The 15,252-nt window shown below is 71.8% G+C and carries 11 protein-coding genes and 2 riboswitches; of the genes, 6 read left to right on the plus strand and 5 right to left on the minus strand.

Features of this window, described 5'->3' with window-relative positions; all coding sequences use genetic code 11:
* Position 1 precedes the first annotated feature (1 nt).
* Positions 2-2,287 carry a glycoside hydrolase family 3 N-terminal domain-containing protein gene (locus ACFO3J_RS33210; protein WP_386437665.1) on the minus strand — a complete coding sequence of 762 codons (2,286 nt, stop codon included), beginning with the start codon at positions 2,285-2,287 and terminating at the stop codon, positions 2-4.
* A 155-nt stretch (positions 2,288-2,442) separates the two neighbouring features.
* Here ACFO3J_RS33210 and ACFO3J_RS33215 point away from each other — a divergent pair, with 155 nt between their 5' ends.
* Positions 2,443-3,507, plus strand: a complete 1,065-nt coding sequence (locus ACFO3J_RS33215) for a LacI family DNA-binding transcriptional regulator (protein WP_386437668.1) — start codon at positions 2,443-2,445, stop codon at positions 3,505-3,507.
* A gap of 99 nt (positions 3,508-3,606) precedes the next feature.
* Here the strand turns inward: ACFO3J_RS33215 and ACFO3J_RS33220 are convergent, their stop codons facing one another.
* Positions 3,607-4,233 carry a PadR family transcriptional regulator gene (locus ACFO3J_RS33220; protein WP_386437671.1) on the minus strand — a complete coding sequence of 209 codons (627 nt, stop codon included), beginning with the start codon at positions 4,231-4,233 and terminating at the stop codon, positions 3,607-3,609.
* Positions 4,234-4,375: 142 nt separating this feature from the next.
* On the opposite strand from ACFO3J_RS33220, the gene ACFO3J_RS33225 reads away from it, so the two are divergent.
* Complete coding sequence (locus ACFO3J_RS33225) at positions 4,376-5,197, plus strand: PhzF family phenazine biosynthesis protein (protein WP_386437674.1); 822 nt, start codon at positions 4,376-4,378, stop codon at positions 5,195-5,197.
* A 51-nt stretch (positions 5,198-5,248) separates the two neighbouring features.
* Here ACFO3J_RS33225 and ACFO3J_RS33230 read toward each other — a convergent pair whose 3' ends face one another.
* Positions 5,249-6,034 (minus strand): CPBP family intramembrane glutamic endopeptidase, encoded by a 786-nt coding sequence (locus ACFO3J_RS33230; RefSeq protein ID WP_386437677.1) that lies wholly within the window; start codon positions 6,032-6,034, stop codon positions 5,249-5,251.
* A 141-nt stretch (positions 6,035-6,175) separates the two neighbouring features.
* On the opposite strand from ACFO3J_RS33230, the gene ACFO3J_RS33235 reads away from it, so the two are divergent.
* Positions 6,176-8,002, plus strand: coding sequence for a substrate-binding domain-containing protein (locus ACFO3J_RS33235; RefSeq protein ID WP_386437680.1), 1,827 nt, complete (start codon positions 6,176-6,178; stop codon positions 8,000-8,002).
* A 75-nt stretch (positions 8,003-8,077) separates the two neighbouring features.
* Here ACFO3J_RS33235 and ACFO3J_RS33240 read toward each other — a convergent pair whose 3' ends face one another.
* The gene (locus ACFO3J_RS33240; protein WP_386437683.1) at positions 8,078-9,568 is read right to left on the minus strand and encodes a glutamate--cysteine ligase; all 1,491 of its coding nucleotides are present in this window, start codon (positions 9,566-9,568) and stop codon (positions 8,078-8,080) included.
* Positions 9,569-10,047: 479 nt separating this feature from the next.
* On the opposite strand from ACFO3J_RS33240, the gene ACFO3J_RS33245 reads away from it, so the two are divergent.
* Both ACFO3J_RS33245 and ACFO3J_RS33250 read left to right on the plus strand, forming a co-directional pair.
* The gene (locus tag ACFO3J_RS33245) at positions 10,048-10,635 is read left to right on the plus strand and encodes a hypothetical protein (protein ID WP_386437686.1); all 588 of its coding nucleotides are present in this window, start codon (positions 10,048-10,050) and stop codon (positions 10,633-10,635) included.
* Positions 10,636-10,963: 328 nt separating this feature from the next.
* Positions 10,964-11,170 carry a DUF5999 family protein gene (locus ACFO3J_RS33250; protein WP_386437710.1) on the plus strand — a complete coding sequence of 69 codons (207 nt, stop codon included), beginning with the start codon at positions 10,964-10,966 and terminating at the stop codon, positions 11,168-11,170.
* 100 nt (positions 11,171-11,270) lie between these two features.
* Here the strand turns inward: ACFO3J_RS33250 and gcvP are convergent, their stop codons facing one another.
* Positions 11,271-14,162: an aminomethyl-transferring glycine dehydrogenase gene (gene gcvP / locus ACFO3J_RS33255; protein WP_386437689.1), complete on the minus strand. Its 2,892-nt coding sequence runs from the start codon at positions 14,160-14,162 to the stop codon at positions 11,271-11,273.
* A gap of 60 nt (positions 14,163-14,222) precedes the next feature.
* A riboswitch (glycine riboswitch) is annotated at positions 14,223-14,339 on the minus strand.
* A riboswitch (glycine riboswitch) is annotated at positions 14,340-14,448 on the minus strand. It lies immediately after the preceding riboswitch.
* Between the two features lie 167 nt (positions 14,449-14,615).
* On the opposite strand from gcvP, the gene ACFO3J_RS33260 reads away from it, so the two are divergent.
* Positions 14,616-15,023, plus strand: coding sequence for a PRC-barrel domain-containing protein (locus tag ACFO3J_RS33260; protein ID WP_386437692.1), 408 nt, complete (start codon positions 14,616-14,618; stop codon positions 15,021-15,023).
* Positions 15,024-15,252: the final 229 nt, after the last annotated feature.

Below are 15,252 nucleotides of genomic sequence, written 5' to 3' on the forward strand. Positions count from 1 at the left end.
GTCAGCGGACGGTCACCGCCGCCGTCTGCGTGCCGGCCGTGAACACGTAGTCGCCGCGCTCGACCTGCTGCTTGCCCGCGCCGTCGATGTCGCCCGGGGTGACCGCGAGGCGGCTGGGCGGCACATCGAGCGAGACGGTCCTGGACTGCCCGGCCTTCAGGTGCACCCGGGTGAAGGCCACCAGCTTCCGGGACGGCGAGAGCACGTCGCCCGACGGCTGCGAGACGTACACCGGAACCACCAGATCGCCCTCGCGGTCACCGGAGTTGGAGACGCCGACCTTGAGGTGCACGGTGTCCTTGGTCCGCACGGTCGCCGAAGCGGCCTTGACCGAGTCGAAGCTGTAGGTGGTGTACGACAGACCGGCCCCGAAGGGGTAGGCCGCGTCGATGAAGGACCCCGGGCCCGAGTTGGTGCCGGGCAGCTGCTGGTAGTACATCGGCTCGTTGCCGATGTCCTTCGGCCAGGTGGCGTTCAGCCGGCCGCTCGGGTCGACCTTGCCGAACAGCACGTCGGCCACGGCGTTCCCGCCCTCGCTGCCGGGCAGCCAGGACATCAGCAGCCCCTGGGTGCCGTCCGCGTCGCCGAGCACCAGCGGACGTCCGGCGAGCACCACGGTGACCACCGGCTTGCCGGTCGCCTTCAAGGACTTGACCAGCGCGACCTGGTCCGCGCCGAGCTGGGGAGTTGGACTGTCGGCTGCGCCTTCGGCGGCGGCCTTCTCACCGACCACCACCACGGTCAGATCGGCGCTCGCGGCCTGCGCCGCCGCGTCGGCGTCGGACGTGGCCCGCACGACCTGGGTGCCGGCGGGGGCCGCCTTCTGGATGCCCTGGAGCACGGTGGTGCCCGGCAGCGTCACCCCGGCGGGCACTCCCTGCCAGCCAACGGTCCAGCCGCCGACCTGGTCGTTGATGTCGTCGGCGTAGGAGCCGGCGACGACGATCTTCTTGGCGGACGGGGAGATCGGCAGTACGCCGCCGTCGTTGCGCAGCAGCACCTGCGATTCGTCGGCCGCCTGCCGGGCCAGGCCGGTGTCGGCGCCGATCACCCGGGCGTCGGCCTTCGAGGCGTCCACGTAGGGGTGCTCGAACAGGCCGAGTTGGAACTTCATCCGCAAGATGCGCGACACCGACTGGTCGATGCGCTGCACGGAGACCAGGCCGCGCTGCACGGCGGTCTTCAGACCGTCGCTCCAGCCCTGGGCGTCGTAGGGCTCCATCGCCATGTCCAGGCCGGCGTTGACGGCCTTGGCGATCGCCTCCGGGTAGTCGGCGGCCACGTGGTAGCTGATCTGCAGGGCGCGTACGTCCTGCCAGTCGCTGACCTCGACGCCCTGGAAGCCCCACTGGTCGCGCAGCACGTCGGTCAGCAGGTAGTGCGACGCGGTGGCCGGAATCCCGTTGATGGCACCGGAGTTGACCATCACCGACATGGCGCCGGCGTCGATGGCCTGCTTGTACGACGGCAGCAGGGTGTCCTGCAGATAGCGGATCGAGACATCGCCGGGCACCCGGTCGTGGCCGTTGCCTGGCTCGCCGTAGCCGCCGAAGTGCTTGACGGTGGCCGCCACGTTCTTGGCGCCGTCGGCGCCCTGGATGCCCTTGACCGCGGAGGCGGCCAGCGTGCCCGCCAGCAGCGGGTCCTCGCCGAAGGTCTCGTAGTAGCGGCCCCAGCGCTGGTCTCGTGCGATGTCGGTGACCGGCGCGAAGTTCCAGTCGATGCCGGTGGCGGCGACCGCCTCGGCGGTGGCGGTCCCGGCGTCCTTGACCAGCGCCGGGTCCCAGGTCGAGCCCATGCCGATCTCCTGCGGGAAGATCGTCGCACCCAGTACGTTGTTGTGACCGTGCACCGCGTCGACGCCGTAGATGATCGGGATGTGCAGCCGGGAGTGGTCGACCGCGTACTTCTGCACGGTGTTGACCATCGTGGCCCAGTTCCCCGGTGTGTTGACGGTCGGGCCGGCGCCGCCGCCGGAGAGCACCGAACCGGCCGCGTTGTCGACGAGAACGTTCTTCATGCAGGACTCGGTGAAGGCACCGCCGCTCCACTGGCAGTCGCCCTGCATGTTGACCACGGATATCTGGTCCATCTGGCCGATTTTCTCGGCCAGGGTCATTCTCTTGACCAGATCCTTGACCCGGAGATCGATCGGGGCCTTCGGATTGGTGTACGTCGGGTTGTCACCGGCCTGAGCCGGGACCGACGCGACGGCCGCGACGCAGGCCGCGGCGGTGGCGAGCGTGAGAAGGCCTCTGAGACGTAAGCGTCGTGCGTTTGTTGGCATCGCAGGAGTCCCGTTCCTGTTCGGGGTCCCGGCGTTTCGGGACCGACTACCGTAAACGCTTCCGATCGGCGCGAAGTCTGTCCTCCGTTCTCACGGATCGTCAAGACTGTACGCAGGAGCCGTTTTGCCGCACGCTTGCCACCAGGTGTTAACCCATGTACGCCATGTCCCTCGCGCAGATCGGGTATTTCGTGAACATCCGTGAACTCGCCCGCGCAAGTGGCGTTTCGACCGCCACCGTGTCCAGGGCACTCAATGACAGGGCCGAGGTGAGCGAGGCCACCCGGGAGCGCATCCGCCGGCTGGCGACCGAACTGGGTTACGCACCCAATGAGCCGGCCCGCACGCTGGTCCGGCGGCGCTCGGACACCATCGGGCTGATCTGGGACAGCGGCCAGGAGGCCAGGGGGCAGCACAACCCCTTCCTGCTCGGGCTGCTGAGCGCTGTCCGCACCGCCCTTTCCGAGGCCGACTACCACCTGATGCTGCTGACCACTCCGGCCGCGGAGGAGGCCGACGGCAGCTATCTGCAGGCGGTGCGGCGGCACAACCTGGAGGGCGTGATCGTGCTGACCACGCCGCCGGACGACCGGTGCCTGCGGGTGCTCGCGGCCTCCAATGTGCCCTGCGCCGGCATCGACACCGGCTTCACCGGACCCCGTACGGTCCGGGTGAGTTCGGACAACGCGGCGGGCGCGGAGGCCGCGGTGGACCATCTTTACGGGCTGGGCCACCGCAGGATCGCCACCGTGACCGGCCCGCTGCACCTGCCGCCGGCCGCCGAGCGGTTGGCCGGCTACCGGCGGGCCTGCGAGCGGCTGGGGCTCGCGGTGCCGCCGGAGTATGTGACCGAGGGCGACTTCTTCCTGGCCAGCGGCGAGACGGCGGCCCGCAAGCTGCTCGATCTGGCGCAGCCGCCCACCGCGATCTTCGCGGCGGGCGACCAGATGGCGATAGGCGCGATGCACGTGGCGGCCGACGCGGGGCTCTCGGTGCCCCGCGACCTGGCGGTGGTGGGCTTCGACGACATCGACGCGTCGGCGCTGGTACGGCCGTCGCTGACCACGGTCGCCCAGGACCAGCGGGCACTCGGCGAGGCGGCGGTGACCGCGCTGCGCGGGCTGCTGGACGCGGGTCCGGGGAAGACCAAGCTGGAGGCCGAGCCGCGGATCATCCCGACCCGGCTGCTGGTACGCGGATCGAGCCGGCCCAGGGCGTGATGCCCTGGGCCGGCTCGCTGCGGGCCGGGCCACCCGGCCCCGCTCCGTTCAGGTGCCGTGCGGCGCCGCGCGATCACGCGCGGTCCGCCGCCGGCGCCGTCAGTCCTCGGTGACGTCCTCGTCGGCGAGGATCAGATAGAGCTTCTTGCGGGCGTCGTTGACCACGACCAGCGCCTTGTCGCGCTGCTCGGGGGTGCCGGTGGCCCACACCTGGCGGAAGGCCTCGACGAGACCGCCGCCCACCTTCCGTATCTCGTTGAGCGCATCCCAGTCGACGCCGCGGCCGGCGTCCTCCCAGGGGGCCCCGGAGACGGCTTCGGCTTCGCTGCGGCCGGCCTCGGTGAGCGTGAACAGCTTCTTGCCGCCCTCGCTCGCGTTGGTGATCAGGCCCTCGTCCTCCAGCAGTTGGAGCGTCGGGTACACCGAGCCGGGGCTCGGCCGCCACGCGCCGCCGCTGCGGTCGGCGATCTCCTGGATCATCTCGTAGCCGTGCATCGGACGGTCCTTGAGCAGCGCCAGGATCGACGCCCGGACATCGCCGCGGCGCGCCCGGCCGCGCGGTCCGCCGCGGCCCCGTCCGCCGCCGGGTCCGAAGGGTCCGCCGAACGGCGGTCCGAACTGCCCGAAGGCGGCTCGAAGGCCCTCCCGCTCGCCCCTGCCGTGATGGCCGGGCCCGCAGTGACCATGGCCGTGACCGTGTCCATGTTCGTTTCCTTGGGAACGCATGATGTCGCTCCTTCCATCGTTGATCGTTCGCGACAGCTCAACGATATATCGGAACCGATCGGATGACAAGCCCCGAGGTCGGACCGCGGACGGATGGCGTCCGGCCCGGCAGGATCCGCGGCACAGGCAATAGGCTCAGCGCATGCGGATCCGAATCGTCGACGCCTTCACCGATCGCCCCTTCGCCGGCAATCCAGCGGGAGTGGTGCTGCTGGGGTCGGACGAATTTCCCGAGGACGGCTGGATGCAGCAGGTCGCGGCCGAACTCAACCTCTCCGAGACGGCGTTCGCGCACCCGATGAGCGGGGACGCGGTGGCCGACTGGGCGCTGCGCTGGTTCACCCCGGTCACCGAGGTGGGACTGTGCGGGCACGCCACCCTCGCGACCGCCCATGTGCTGCGCACCACCGGCGCGGCGGGGGGCACGGTCTGGTTCCGCACCCGCGCCGGGGTGCTGTCGGCCACCGCCGAGGGCGACGGGACGATCACCCTGGACTTCCCGATGGCCCCGCTGACGCCCGTCGAGACCCCGGCCGGCCTCGAACAGGCACTGGGCACGGCTCCGCTGACCGTGCTGGACACCGGACCCGACTGCTTGGACCTGCTGGTCGAGGTCGCCGACGAGGAGACGGTACGGTCGCTGGCCCCGGACTTCGCGGCGCTGGCCCGGCTGTCCTCACGCGGGCTGATCGCCACCGCCGCGGCGGCCGATCCGGCGCGCGGCTACGACTTCGTGTCGCGCGGTTTCTTCCCGGCGGTCGGTATCGACGAGGACCCGGTGACCGGCAGCGCGCACACCGCGCTGGCGCCCTTCTGGTCTCGCCGCCTGGGCCGGGACCGCCTCACCGGGCTCCAGGCCTCGCGGCGCACCGGCATGATCGCCACCCGGCTGAGCGGCGACCGGGTGCTGCTGACCGGCTCGGCCGTCACCGTCGTGGACGGCGAGCTGCACGCCGTCCCGTAAGCCGTAAGCCCGGTCCGGCGCGGGGAGCCGCTCACCACGTGGGCGGAGCACTCAGCCCGTCGGCAGCCAGCCCACCTTGCCGGCCAGCACCGCGTAGCCGACGAACGCCACCGTGTCGATGAGGGCGTGCGCGGCCACCAGCGGGCCGACCCGGCCCCAGCGCCGGTAGAGCAGGACGAAGACGATGCCCATCACCATGTTCCCCACCAGGCCGCCGATGCCCTGGTAGAGGTGGTAGGAGCCGCGCAGCAGCGCGCTGGCGGCGAGCGCGGCGGTGGGCGTCCAGCCCAACTGCCCGAGCCTGCGCAGCAGGTAGCCGACCACGATCACCTCCTCCAGCACCGCGTTCTGCACCGCGGCGGCGATCAGTACCGGGATCTTCCACCACACGTCCGGCAGTGATTCGGGCACCACCGTGAGGTTGAAGCCGGCCGCCCGCACCCCGAGGTAGAAGGCGAGCCCGCTGCCGCCGATGAAGGCGGCCACCAGCACGCCGCGGGCCAGGTCCCACCCCTTCCGGCTGAGATCGAAGCCGATGGCCGGCAGGCCGACCCGCTCCCGGGCGAGCAGATGCGCGACGAGCGCCACCGGGGCGAGCGCGCTGGCGATGGCGAACACCTGCCAGGCGAGATCGAGCCAGGGACGGCCGGGGGCCTGCGACCCGACGAGGGTGGCCGCCTGGTTCTTCAGCGCCCCGGGCCTGGTGACCGAGCCGACGAAGCTGATCAGCGCGGAGACACCGCTCGCGCCGAGCGACAGCGCCAGCACGATCAGCGTCTCGCTGCGCCAGGTGCGGTCTTCCGGGCGCGCCTCCACCTCGTATGACTGTGTGTGCACGCGGCCCTCCAATATCGTCATCCCGCTTCAGCGCCGACCGCGCACGATTAGGGTCCTCCGGAAAAAGATACGAAGATCGCGCCCCGCAGTGCGGAGCCGCCCCCCACTTTGTTCCGGAGCATCGCAGGAAGGCACGGCCGTATGGGACGTCACCGGATATCCCCCTCCGACACCCCCTCGTCGCGAGGCGGACCCGGCGGCCCGTCGTCGCGCCACCGCGGCCGGACCGCCGCGCTGACCGCCGTGCTGGTCCTGGCGGTCGGCGCGGGCACCTTCCCGGTGCTGCGCGGCGGCCTGCTGCCGGTGGGCGGCGCCTGCCGCAGCGGCACGGTACGCATCGGCGCCGTCGCCTCTCCGGACATCGCCCCCGCGATCACCAGGATCGCCGACCGGGCCCGCGCGGAGCACGCGATGACCGACGGGCGCTGCCTGGACGTACGGGTGACGGCCCGTGACGCCGCGCAGGTCGCGGCGCAGCTGGACGCGTCGGGCGGCTCGGCGGGGTCGGCCGGCGCGGCGAAAGTGCCCGATTTCGCGGTGTGGATCCCCGACGACAGCATCTGGGTCAGCGGGCTCGTCGCCTCCGGGCAGGGCTCCTCGGTGTCCCCGATGGGCTCGGTCGCCAGCTCGCCGGTGGTGGTCGGCGCCCTGGGGGCGCAGGCCGACGCCCTGGGCTGGCCGGCGAAGACGTACAGCTGGGCGGAACTGACCGGGGCCGCGGCCCGGACCGGGTTACGGCTCGGCTCCCCCGACCCGGCGCACAGCGCCACCGGCATGCTCGCCCTCGCGATGATCAACGCCTCGATCACCCGCGGCGCCGGCGGTGACAGCGCGGCCGCGGACGCCCAGTCGGCCGGCGCGGCCAAACTGCTCGCCCAGCGCACCGCGCCGACAGCCGCCCAGGCGCTCGCCACCCTGCCGGGTAGCAGCGCCCCGGCCGCGCTGTCCGACCCGCGGCGCGATCAGGCGCTGATGCTCTCCGAGCAGGCCGCCTACACCCACAACGGCGGTTCCGGGCCCGCGCTGCGGCTTTTCTACCCCAAGGACGGCGCCGCGACGCTGGACTATCCGTACACGCTGGTGGACGAGATGCAGCACGACGTCGACCAGGCGCGCGCCGCCACCCGGTTCCTCGGCCTGCTCGGCCAGGCCGACGCGGTCCGTACCCTCACCGAAGCCGGTTTCCGCCCGCCGGCCGGCGGCGCCGCGGCGGCCACCGTGCGGCAGGCCGGCGGCCGGGCACCGCAGCCGGTGACCGCGTCCCCGGTGCCTCCCCCCTCGGCGGCCGATCTGCAGAAGCTGCGGCTGATGTGGCAGATCACGGTGCAGAGCGCGCGGATCACCACGGTGGTCGACGTGTCCGGTTCGATGGCCACGCCGGTCCCCGGCTCCGGGCGGACCCGGCTCGACGTCACCAAGGCGTCGTTGCGGCAGGCGCTCGGCCAGTTCACCGACCGGGACGAGATCGGCCTGTGGCGCTTCTCCACCCGGCTGGACGGATCACGCGACTACCAGAAGGTCGTCCCGACCGGCCGCCTCGGCCAGCAATCGGGCGGCGCCACCGTCAGGGACCGGCTGAACGCGGCCTTCGGGGCCCTCGAACCGGTGCCGGACGGCTCGACCGGCCTCTACGACACGGCGCTGGCCGTCTACCGGGACGCCACCGCCTCCTACGCGGCCGGCGAGTTCAACGCGGTGGTGATCCTGACCGACGGCGCCAACGAGGACCCGGGCAGCATCTCCCTCGACGCGCTGACCACCGGGCTCAAAGCGCTCGGCGATCCCGCGCGTCCGGTGCCGCTGATCGCCATCGCGGTCGGTCCTGACGCCGACAAGTCCGCCTGCGACACCTTCGCCCGGGCCACCGGGGGCGCGGCCTACCGGGTCGACGACCCGGCGCAGATCCAGGCGGTGCTGCTGAAGGCCGTGGTCGCGGCGGCGACCGGCGCGGCGGCCAGGACGCCGTGAGCACGGCGCGTCCGGTGGGATGGGGGGACCCGCGGCCGGGACGCACCCCCGGCGGCGGGTCCGGTGTCCGCGTCGTCATCCCACCGGCCAGCTGTGCACCGGCTCCCCGCCCTCCATGTGCTCCCGGTAGCGCTGGGTCATGGCGGCGAGCGCCGGTCGCCGGTCCAGGCCGCGCTCCAGCATCCGGTGGAAGACCGCGGACTGCCATTCGGCGCCGTTGGTACGGTGCTCGCAGCGCTGCCCGATGATGCCGAGACAGTGGTCGCGGTCCACCGGGTCGATGCCCCAGGAGTCGAGCCCGGCGGCGGCCAGCGGCAGCAGCTCGTCGCGGATCAGGTCGGCGGCGGGCAGCTCGACCAGTGCCCCGCCCGGGCCGAGCGGCCAGTGCAGACGGGCGCCGATGCCGTAGCGGCAGGCCGCGTCGAAGTTGGCGGCGGCGGCGCCGAACGGCATCCGCCGCCACACCGGCCGCGGCGCTTCGGCCAGCGCCGCCACCAGTCCGTAGTAGAAGGCGGTGTTGGCGAGTAGGTCGGCGACGGTGGGCCCCGCGGGCATCACCCGGTTCTCCACCCGCAGATGGGGCACACCGTCCACCACTTCGTAGACCGGCCGGTTCCAGCGGTAGACGGTGCCGTTGTGCAAGGTCAGCTCGCGCAGCCGCGGCACCCGCCCGTCGTCCAGCACCCGCAGCGGGTCCTCGTCGTCGCAGATCGGCAGCAGCGCGGGGAAGTACCGTACGTTCTCGGCGAACAGGTCGGTCACCGACTCGATCCAGCGCTCGCCGAACCAGGTCAGCGGCCGTACGCCCTGGGCCCGCAGCTCCTGCGGGCGGGTGTCGGTGGCCTGCTGGAAGAGCATCGGACGGGTCTCGCGCCACAGTTCACGGCCGAACAGGAAGGGCGAGTTGGCGCCCGCGGCGACCTGCGGCCCGGCCACCGCCTGCGCCGCGTTCCACACCGCGGCGAAACGGCCCGGCGTGACCTGAAGATGCATCTGGGTCGAGGTGCAGGCGGCTTCCGGGGCGATGGACGCCGAGGTGTATACGAGATGCTCCACGCCCCTGATGTCCAGGGTGATGTCCTCCCCGCGCATCGCCAGGATCTGCTCGTTGAGCAGGACGAAGCGGTCGTCGGCGGACAGGTTGGCGGACACCAGGTCCTGTGCCTCCAAGGTGGGCAGAATTCCCACCATGACGATGCGGGCCCCCACTTCGGCCGCCATCCGGCCGGCGTAGCCGAGGCCGGCCCGCAGTTCCCCGGCGAGCCGGTCCAGCACCCGGCCGGAAAGCAGGTGCGGCGCGATGTTCACTTCAATATTGAACTGCGCGAGCTCGGTCTGGAAATCCCGGCTCGCGATGCGCCTGAGCACCTCCTCGTTCACCATGCGGGGCAGCCCGTCGGAATCCGTGAGATTCAATTCGATCTCCAGGCCCATCAGATTGCGCGACCGCTCGAATCGCTTCTCGTCGAGCAACCGCTCCAGACCCACCAGGCACTGCTGGAGCTTGCGCCGGTAGAGCCGGCGGTCGGCCAGGTCGAACGCGCCGACTGCCACCTTCTCGCCCATGGAGGCACCCCAATTCTCGCGCGGCTGCGGATGGGGCCGCAGCGAAGGATCCCCCCAAATGATCGATAACACCACACACGACCCGTTCGGCACGCTAGGCTTGCTCTAGCAGCCGACAGCGCACGTTCCAGCGGCACATTCAGATGCCGGGTGCCGAGGTAAAGTGCCGGTGCGAAGTGCCGCGAATAGGACCGGCGACTTCCGGCCGACCGTGACAGGCAGAGATATGCACCGCCTCTTCATACCCTGCGGCAATGGTGCGGATGGCCCCGCGGAAGAAGGCGAATTATCGCCTTGCGCGTAATACGGGCAGCGACTAGACGAAACACGGAGCGAACACGCGTCGTATAAACTCCGCGCACAAGGCAAAGCTTCCACCCTCCCCGGACGTGCCCGAGCAGGAGTTCGCCCTGCATCGACAACGCCGTCCGCACACCCGCCCCAGCACCACTGTTTGTCTCCCAGTGAGAGGCGACATCATGCCGCTGCTTGTCCCCCCAGCCCCCGCTCCCGCCCTGATGAGCGTCCTGGCGGCGCTCAGTTCGCCCACCGCGGTCATGGAGATCAGGACCCCCGCGCTGCGCAACGCCGAAGGGCCGCTGGACGCGGAACACCCGCTGCCTGTCCACGTGTTCGAGCCGGCACCGGTCCAAGGCGGCCTGCCCCAGGCGCGGCTGACCGGCTGGCGGTTCCATATCAGGGCCGGCGCCGGAGTGGCCGCCGCGGGCGAGACGGTGGCTACACCGGACGGCTGGGTCTTCTCCCGCTTCTCCGAGGGCCCGTACCTGGTCTCCACCGAGCGGGCGCTGCGGCAGGCCGAGACCCTCCCCGCCATGTACCAGCCGCACCTGCTGTCGGTGCCGGGGCTGTACATGATGGCGCTGTGGCTGCACGTCGACCCGCGGGCCGACGCGGCCACCGCCCAGCCGGACCCCTCGGACCTGCTGATCCCGCTGGCCCCGGCGCCGCCCGGCATCACCTCGCACCGGGTGCACCGGCTGGTGGAACTGGTGCCAGCGCTCAGCCCGCGGCTGGCGGCGCCGCCCCTGCTGGGGTCGCCCGCCTGAAGAGCCGGCCGGCCACCCGTATGATGCCTCCTCGTCCGCGCGGACGAGGAGGCATCGCTGTCCGGTCGTCACCGCTCATCGCCGGTCGTCACCGCTCATTGCCGCTCATTGCCGCTCATCGGCCCGGTGAACGCATGGTGACGGCAACCGGCTGCCCGGGTGACACGTCTTTCCCGAAGAACACGGTCTGGACAATATTGCTGCGGATCGGGGCCGGTGGAGCAACACTGGGATCGGCCGCACCAGGAACGGTGGGACGGACATGGACCAGGCATCACACGCGACCGCCGGCAGCACCCACTTCTCGCAGCGAAAGACACCCTCCATCATGTGCAAGCACCAGCCGCAGTGCCCGACCGCAGAGTGCACCGACCGTGAGGCCGCCTATACCGTGGCCCACCACCCGGAGCAGGGCTGGAGCCTGCTGTGCAACGGGGTGCTCCTCTTCGAGGACACCGGCGAGCTGCTGCCCGACGGCCGGATCATCGCGCCGCACCGCCCACTGGCCGGCGGACGGATCACCACGGCGGCCTGAGTCCGGGCCCGCCACGACAGAGCCGGTCCCGCTGTCCCGCGGCGGAACCGGCCTCGCCATGTCCGGGGCCCCTTCCGGCCGGCCCCGGCCCGCGGCGGCGTCAGTCGTCGTAGGCGTCCAGCGGCGGGCAGGAGCAGACCAGGTTGCGGTCGCCGAAGGCCCCGTCTATCCGGCGCACCGGCGGCCAGTACTTGTCGGCGGCGGAGACCCCGGCGGGGAAGACCGCCTCGTCGCGGCTGTAGGGGTGCGTCCATTCGCCGCCGAGCGCCGCCGCGGTGTGCGGAGCGCCCCGCAACGGGTTGTCGTCGGCGGGCCATTCGCCGGCCGCCACCCGGTCGACCTCGCCGCGGATCGCGATCATCGCCTCGCAGAAGCGGTCCAGCTCCGCGAGATCCTCGCTCTCGGTGGGCTCGATCATCAGGGTGCCGGCCACCGGGAAGGACATGGTCGGCGCGTGGAAGCCGTAGTCGATCAGGCGCTTGGCGATGTCGTCGACACTGACGCCGGTCTCCTTGGTCAGCGGGCGCAGATCGATGATGCACTCGTGCGCCACCAGGCCGCCGGGCCCGGTGTAGAGCACCGGGAAGTGCGGTTCGAGCCGCCTGGCCACGTAGTTCGCGCTCAGCACGGCCGTCTGGGTGGCGCGCTTGAGGCCTTCGGCGCCCATCAGCCGGACATAGGTCCAGGAGATCGGCAGGATGCCGGCCGACCCCCAGGGCGCCGCCGACACCGGGCCGACACCGGTCGGCGGCCCTGCGGCGGGCTGCAGCGGGTGGTTCGGCAGATACGGCGCCAGATGCGCGCGCACCGCGACCGGCCCGACACCGGGGCCGCCACCGCCGTGCGGGATGCAGAAGGTCTTGTGCAGGTTCAGATGCGACACGTCGGCGCCGAACCGGCCCGGCCTGGCCAGCCCCACCAGCGCGTTGAGATTGGCGCCGTCCACGTACACCTGACCGCCCGCGTCGTGCACGGCCGCGCAGATGTCGGTGATGTTGTCCTCGAAGACGCCGTGCGTGGAGGGGTAGGTGACCATCAGGACGGCGAGCCGGTCGCGGTGGAGTTCGATCTTGGCGTGCAGATCGGCGACGTCGACATCCCCGTTCTCACCGGTCTTCACCACGACGACCCGCATCCCGGCCATCACGGCGCTGGCCGCGTTGGTGCCGTGCGCGGAGGACGGGATCAGGCAGACGGTGCGCTCCGTGTCGCCAGCCGCCCGGTGATAGGCGCGCACCGCGAGCAGGCCGGCCAGCTCACCCTGTGAACCGGCGTTGGGCTGCAGGCTGACCTTGTCGTAGCCGGTGACCTCGGCCAGCTGCTCCTCCAGGCCGTGGATCAGCGCGAGATAGCCCTCGGCCTGCTCGGCCGGCGCGAAGGGGTGCAGGGCGCCGAACTCCGGCCAGGTGACCGGTTCCATCTCGGTGGTGGCGTTGAGCTTCATGGTGCAGGAGCCGAGCGGGATCATGCCGCGGTCCAGCGCGTAGTCACGGTCGGCGAGCCGCCGCAGATAGCGCAGCATCGCGGTCTCGCTGCGGTGCTGGTGGAAGACCGGGTGGGTCAGATACGGCTCGGTGCGCAGCAGGGCGGCGGGCAGCGCGTCGTCGGTGGCGGCGTCCAGCGCGTCGAGGTCGGGGGTGGGCCCGGCGCCGAAGGCGGCCAGTACGGCGGCCAGCCGGGCCCGGTCGGTGGTCTCGTCGCAGGCGACACCGACCCGGTCGGCGTCGGTGAGCCGCAGATTGACCCCGGCCTCGCGGGCGGCGGCCACCACCTGGGCGGCCCGGCCGGGCACCTGTGCGGTCAGCGTGTCGAAGTAGGCGCCGTGCTCGACATCGACGCCGGCCGCGCGCAGTCCGGCGGCCAGTACGGCGGCGTAGCGGTGGGTACGGCGCGCGATCGCGGCGAGGCCGTCGGGGCCGTGGTAGACGGCGTACATGGCGGCCATCACGGCCAGCAGCACCTGGGCGGTGCAGATGTTGCTGGTGGCCTTCTCGCGGCGGATGTGCTGCTCGCGGGTCTGCAGGGCCAGCCGGTACGCCTTGTGTCCGTCGGCGTCCACCGAGACGCCGACCAGCCGGCCCGGCAGGTTGCGGGCGTAGCCCTCGCGGACGGCCATGTAGCCGGCGTGCGGGCCGCCGAAGCCCATCGGCACGCCGAAGCGCTGGGTGGTGCCCACCGCGATGTCCGCGCCGAGCGCGCCGGGCGAGGTGAGCAGGGTGAGCGCCAGCAGGTCGGCGGCGACGGTGACCACGGCGCCGAGTTCGTGCGCGCGCTCGATGACCGGCCGGGGGTCGCGGACCGCGCCCGAGGCGCCCGGGTACTGGAGCAGGACACCGAAGACGCCGCGCTCGGCGATCTCGGCCGGGATGCCGTCGCTGAGGTCGGCGGTGACCACCTCGACGCCGGTCGGCTCGGCGCGGGTCCGGATCACCGCGAGGGTCTGCGGGAAGGTGTCGGCGTCGACCAGGAAGACGCCCTCCTTCACCTTGCCGACCCGGCGGGACAGCGCCATCGCCTCGGCGGCCGCGGTGCTCTCGTCCAGCAGGGAGGCGCCGGAGGTGGGCAGTCCGGTGAGGTCGGCGACGACGGTCTGGAAGTTCAGCAGCGCTTCGAGGCGGCCCTGGGAGATCTCCGGCTGGTACGGCGTGTAGGCGGTGTACCAGGCCGGGTTCTCCATCACATTGCGCAGGATCACCGGCGGCGTGAAGGTGCCGTAGTAGCCGAGGCCGATCATCGGGGCCAGCACCTGATTGCGGTCGGCCAGCGCCCGCAGTTCGGCGATGACCTCGGCCTCGGTGCGGGCGGCGGGCAGGCGGAGCGCCTCGGCGCTCTTGATGGTGTCGGGCACGGCCGCGTCGGTCAGCTCGTCCAGCGAGCCGTAGCCCACCTGGGCGAGCATCTTGGCCTGCGCGCCGGCGTCGGGGCCGATATGGCGCCGGGCGAAGGGAGTGCCCGCCTCGAGCTGGGCGAGGGGAATGCGACGATCGGTCATCTTCGGAGGCCCTCCTGGTCGTGGTGACCTTCGGGGATGCCGCGGTGCGGCACCCTTACGGCCTCCCCCTCTGTCATCGGGACCTGAGAGCTTCACCGCCCCGGCTCGGGGCGGCTTGCACCGTCGGTGAGGGCGCGTCCCCGTGCTTGCGGGAACCGCCCTGCTTTCCAGAGTGACCTGACCCATGCGGTACGGATGCCTGAGAGATTCCGGGGAGGATTTGCTCCTTCGGCGCCTCCGTCCCGCCCGGCACCGGGCGTTCGGAAGACTCTCCCGCATGGGGTTCGCAGCCGCTGTCAAGCCTACCAGCGCCTCTTTGCGCCTGTCCGGGAGCGGTCACCGGGGCGGCGCGCGGGAGGCAGCGACACGTGCCGGTCCGGCCCCCGAGTCGACACCGGTCCCGATGTGGCCTTTCGTGGTACTCAGCAGCAGTCGCCATGGGTTGGAGGGACCGTGCAGACCGACATCGATCCGCGCAGCCTGATCGGGCGCCGCGCCTTCGACCGCGACGGTACGAAGATCGGCACGGTGGACGAGGTGTACCTCGATGACGCGACCGGTTCCCCGGAGTGGGCGGCGGTGCGCACCGGCCTGTTCACCCGGGACGCCTTCGTGCCGCTGGAGCCGAGTGAGCTGGTGGGCGACGAGTTGCGGGTGCCGTTCAAGAAGTCCCTGATCAGGGATGCGCCGGACTTCGGCGTCGGCCGGCATCTGTCACCCGAGCAGGAGTTGCAGCTCTACCACCACTACGACATGGACGTACCGAGGTCGGACGGCGGGCCCGGGTCGGGGCCGGAGCGGGACTTCGGTGACCTGCCGGACGGCGGCGAGGGCGCGGAGCCGTCCTCGGACCGGGGCTAGGAGGGTGCTGAAGATCTTGGCCGGATCAGCGAGCGGCGTCCGGTGCGGTCAGCTGCAAGGCGGCCGGGTGCCCGGATAGTGCGTTTCTGTCCGGGCACCCGGCCAACGCGGCAGATGGCAGTGCCGGGCGTCGGGAGCCCGGCATAGATCTTCAGCACCCTCCTAGGAGCTGTTCGGGGTTCGGATCTTGGTGAGGCCCGGTGGTGTGCTGGCGGTGGCTGGTAGAACT

Source organism: Streptomyces polygonati, assembly GCF_042650325.1.
GTDB classification, from domain to species: domain Bacteria; phylum Actinomycetota; class Actinomycetes; order Streptomycetales; family Streptomycetaceae; genus Actinacidiphila; species Actinacidiphila polygonati.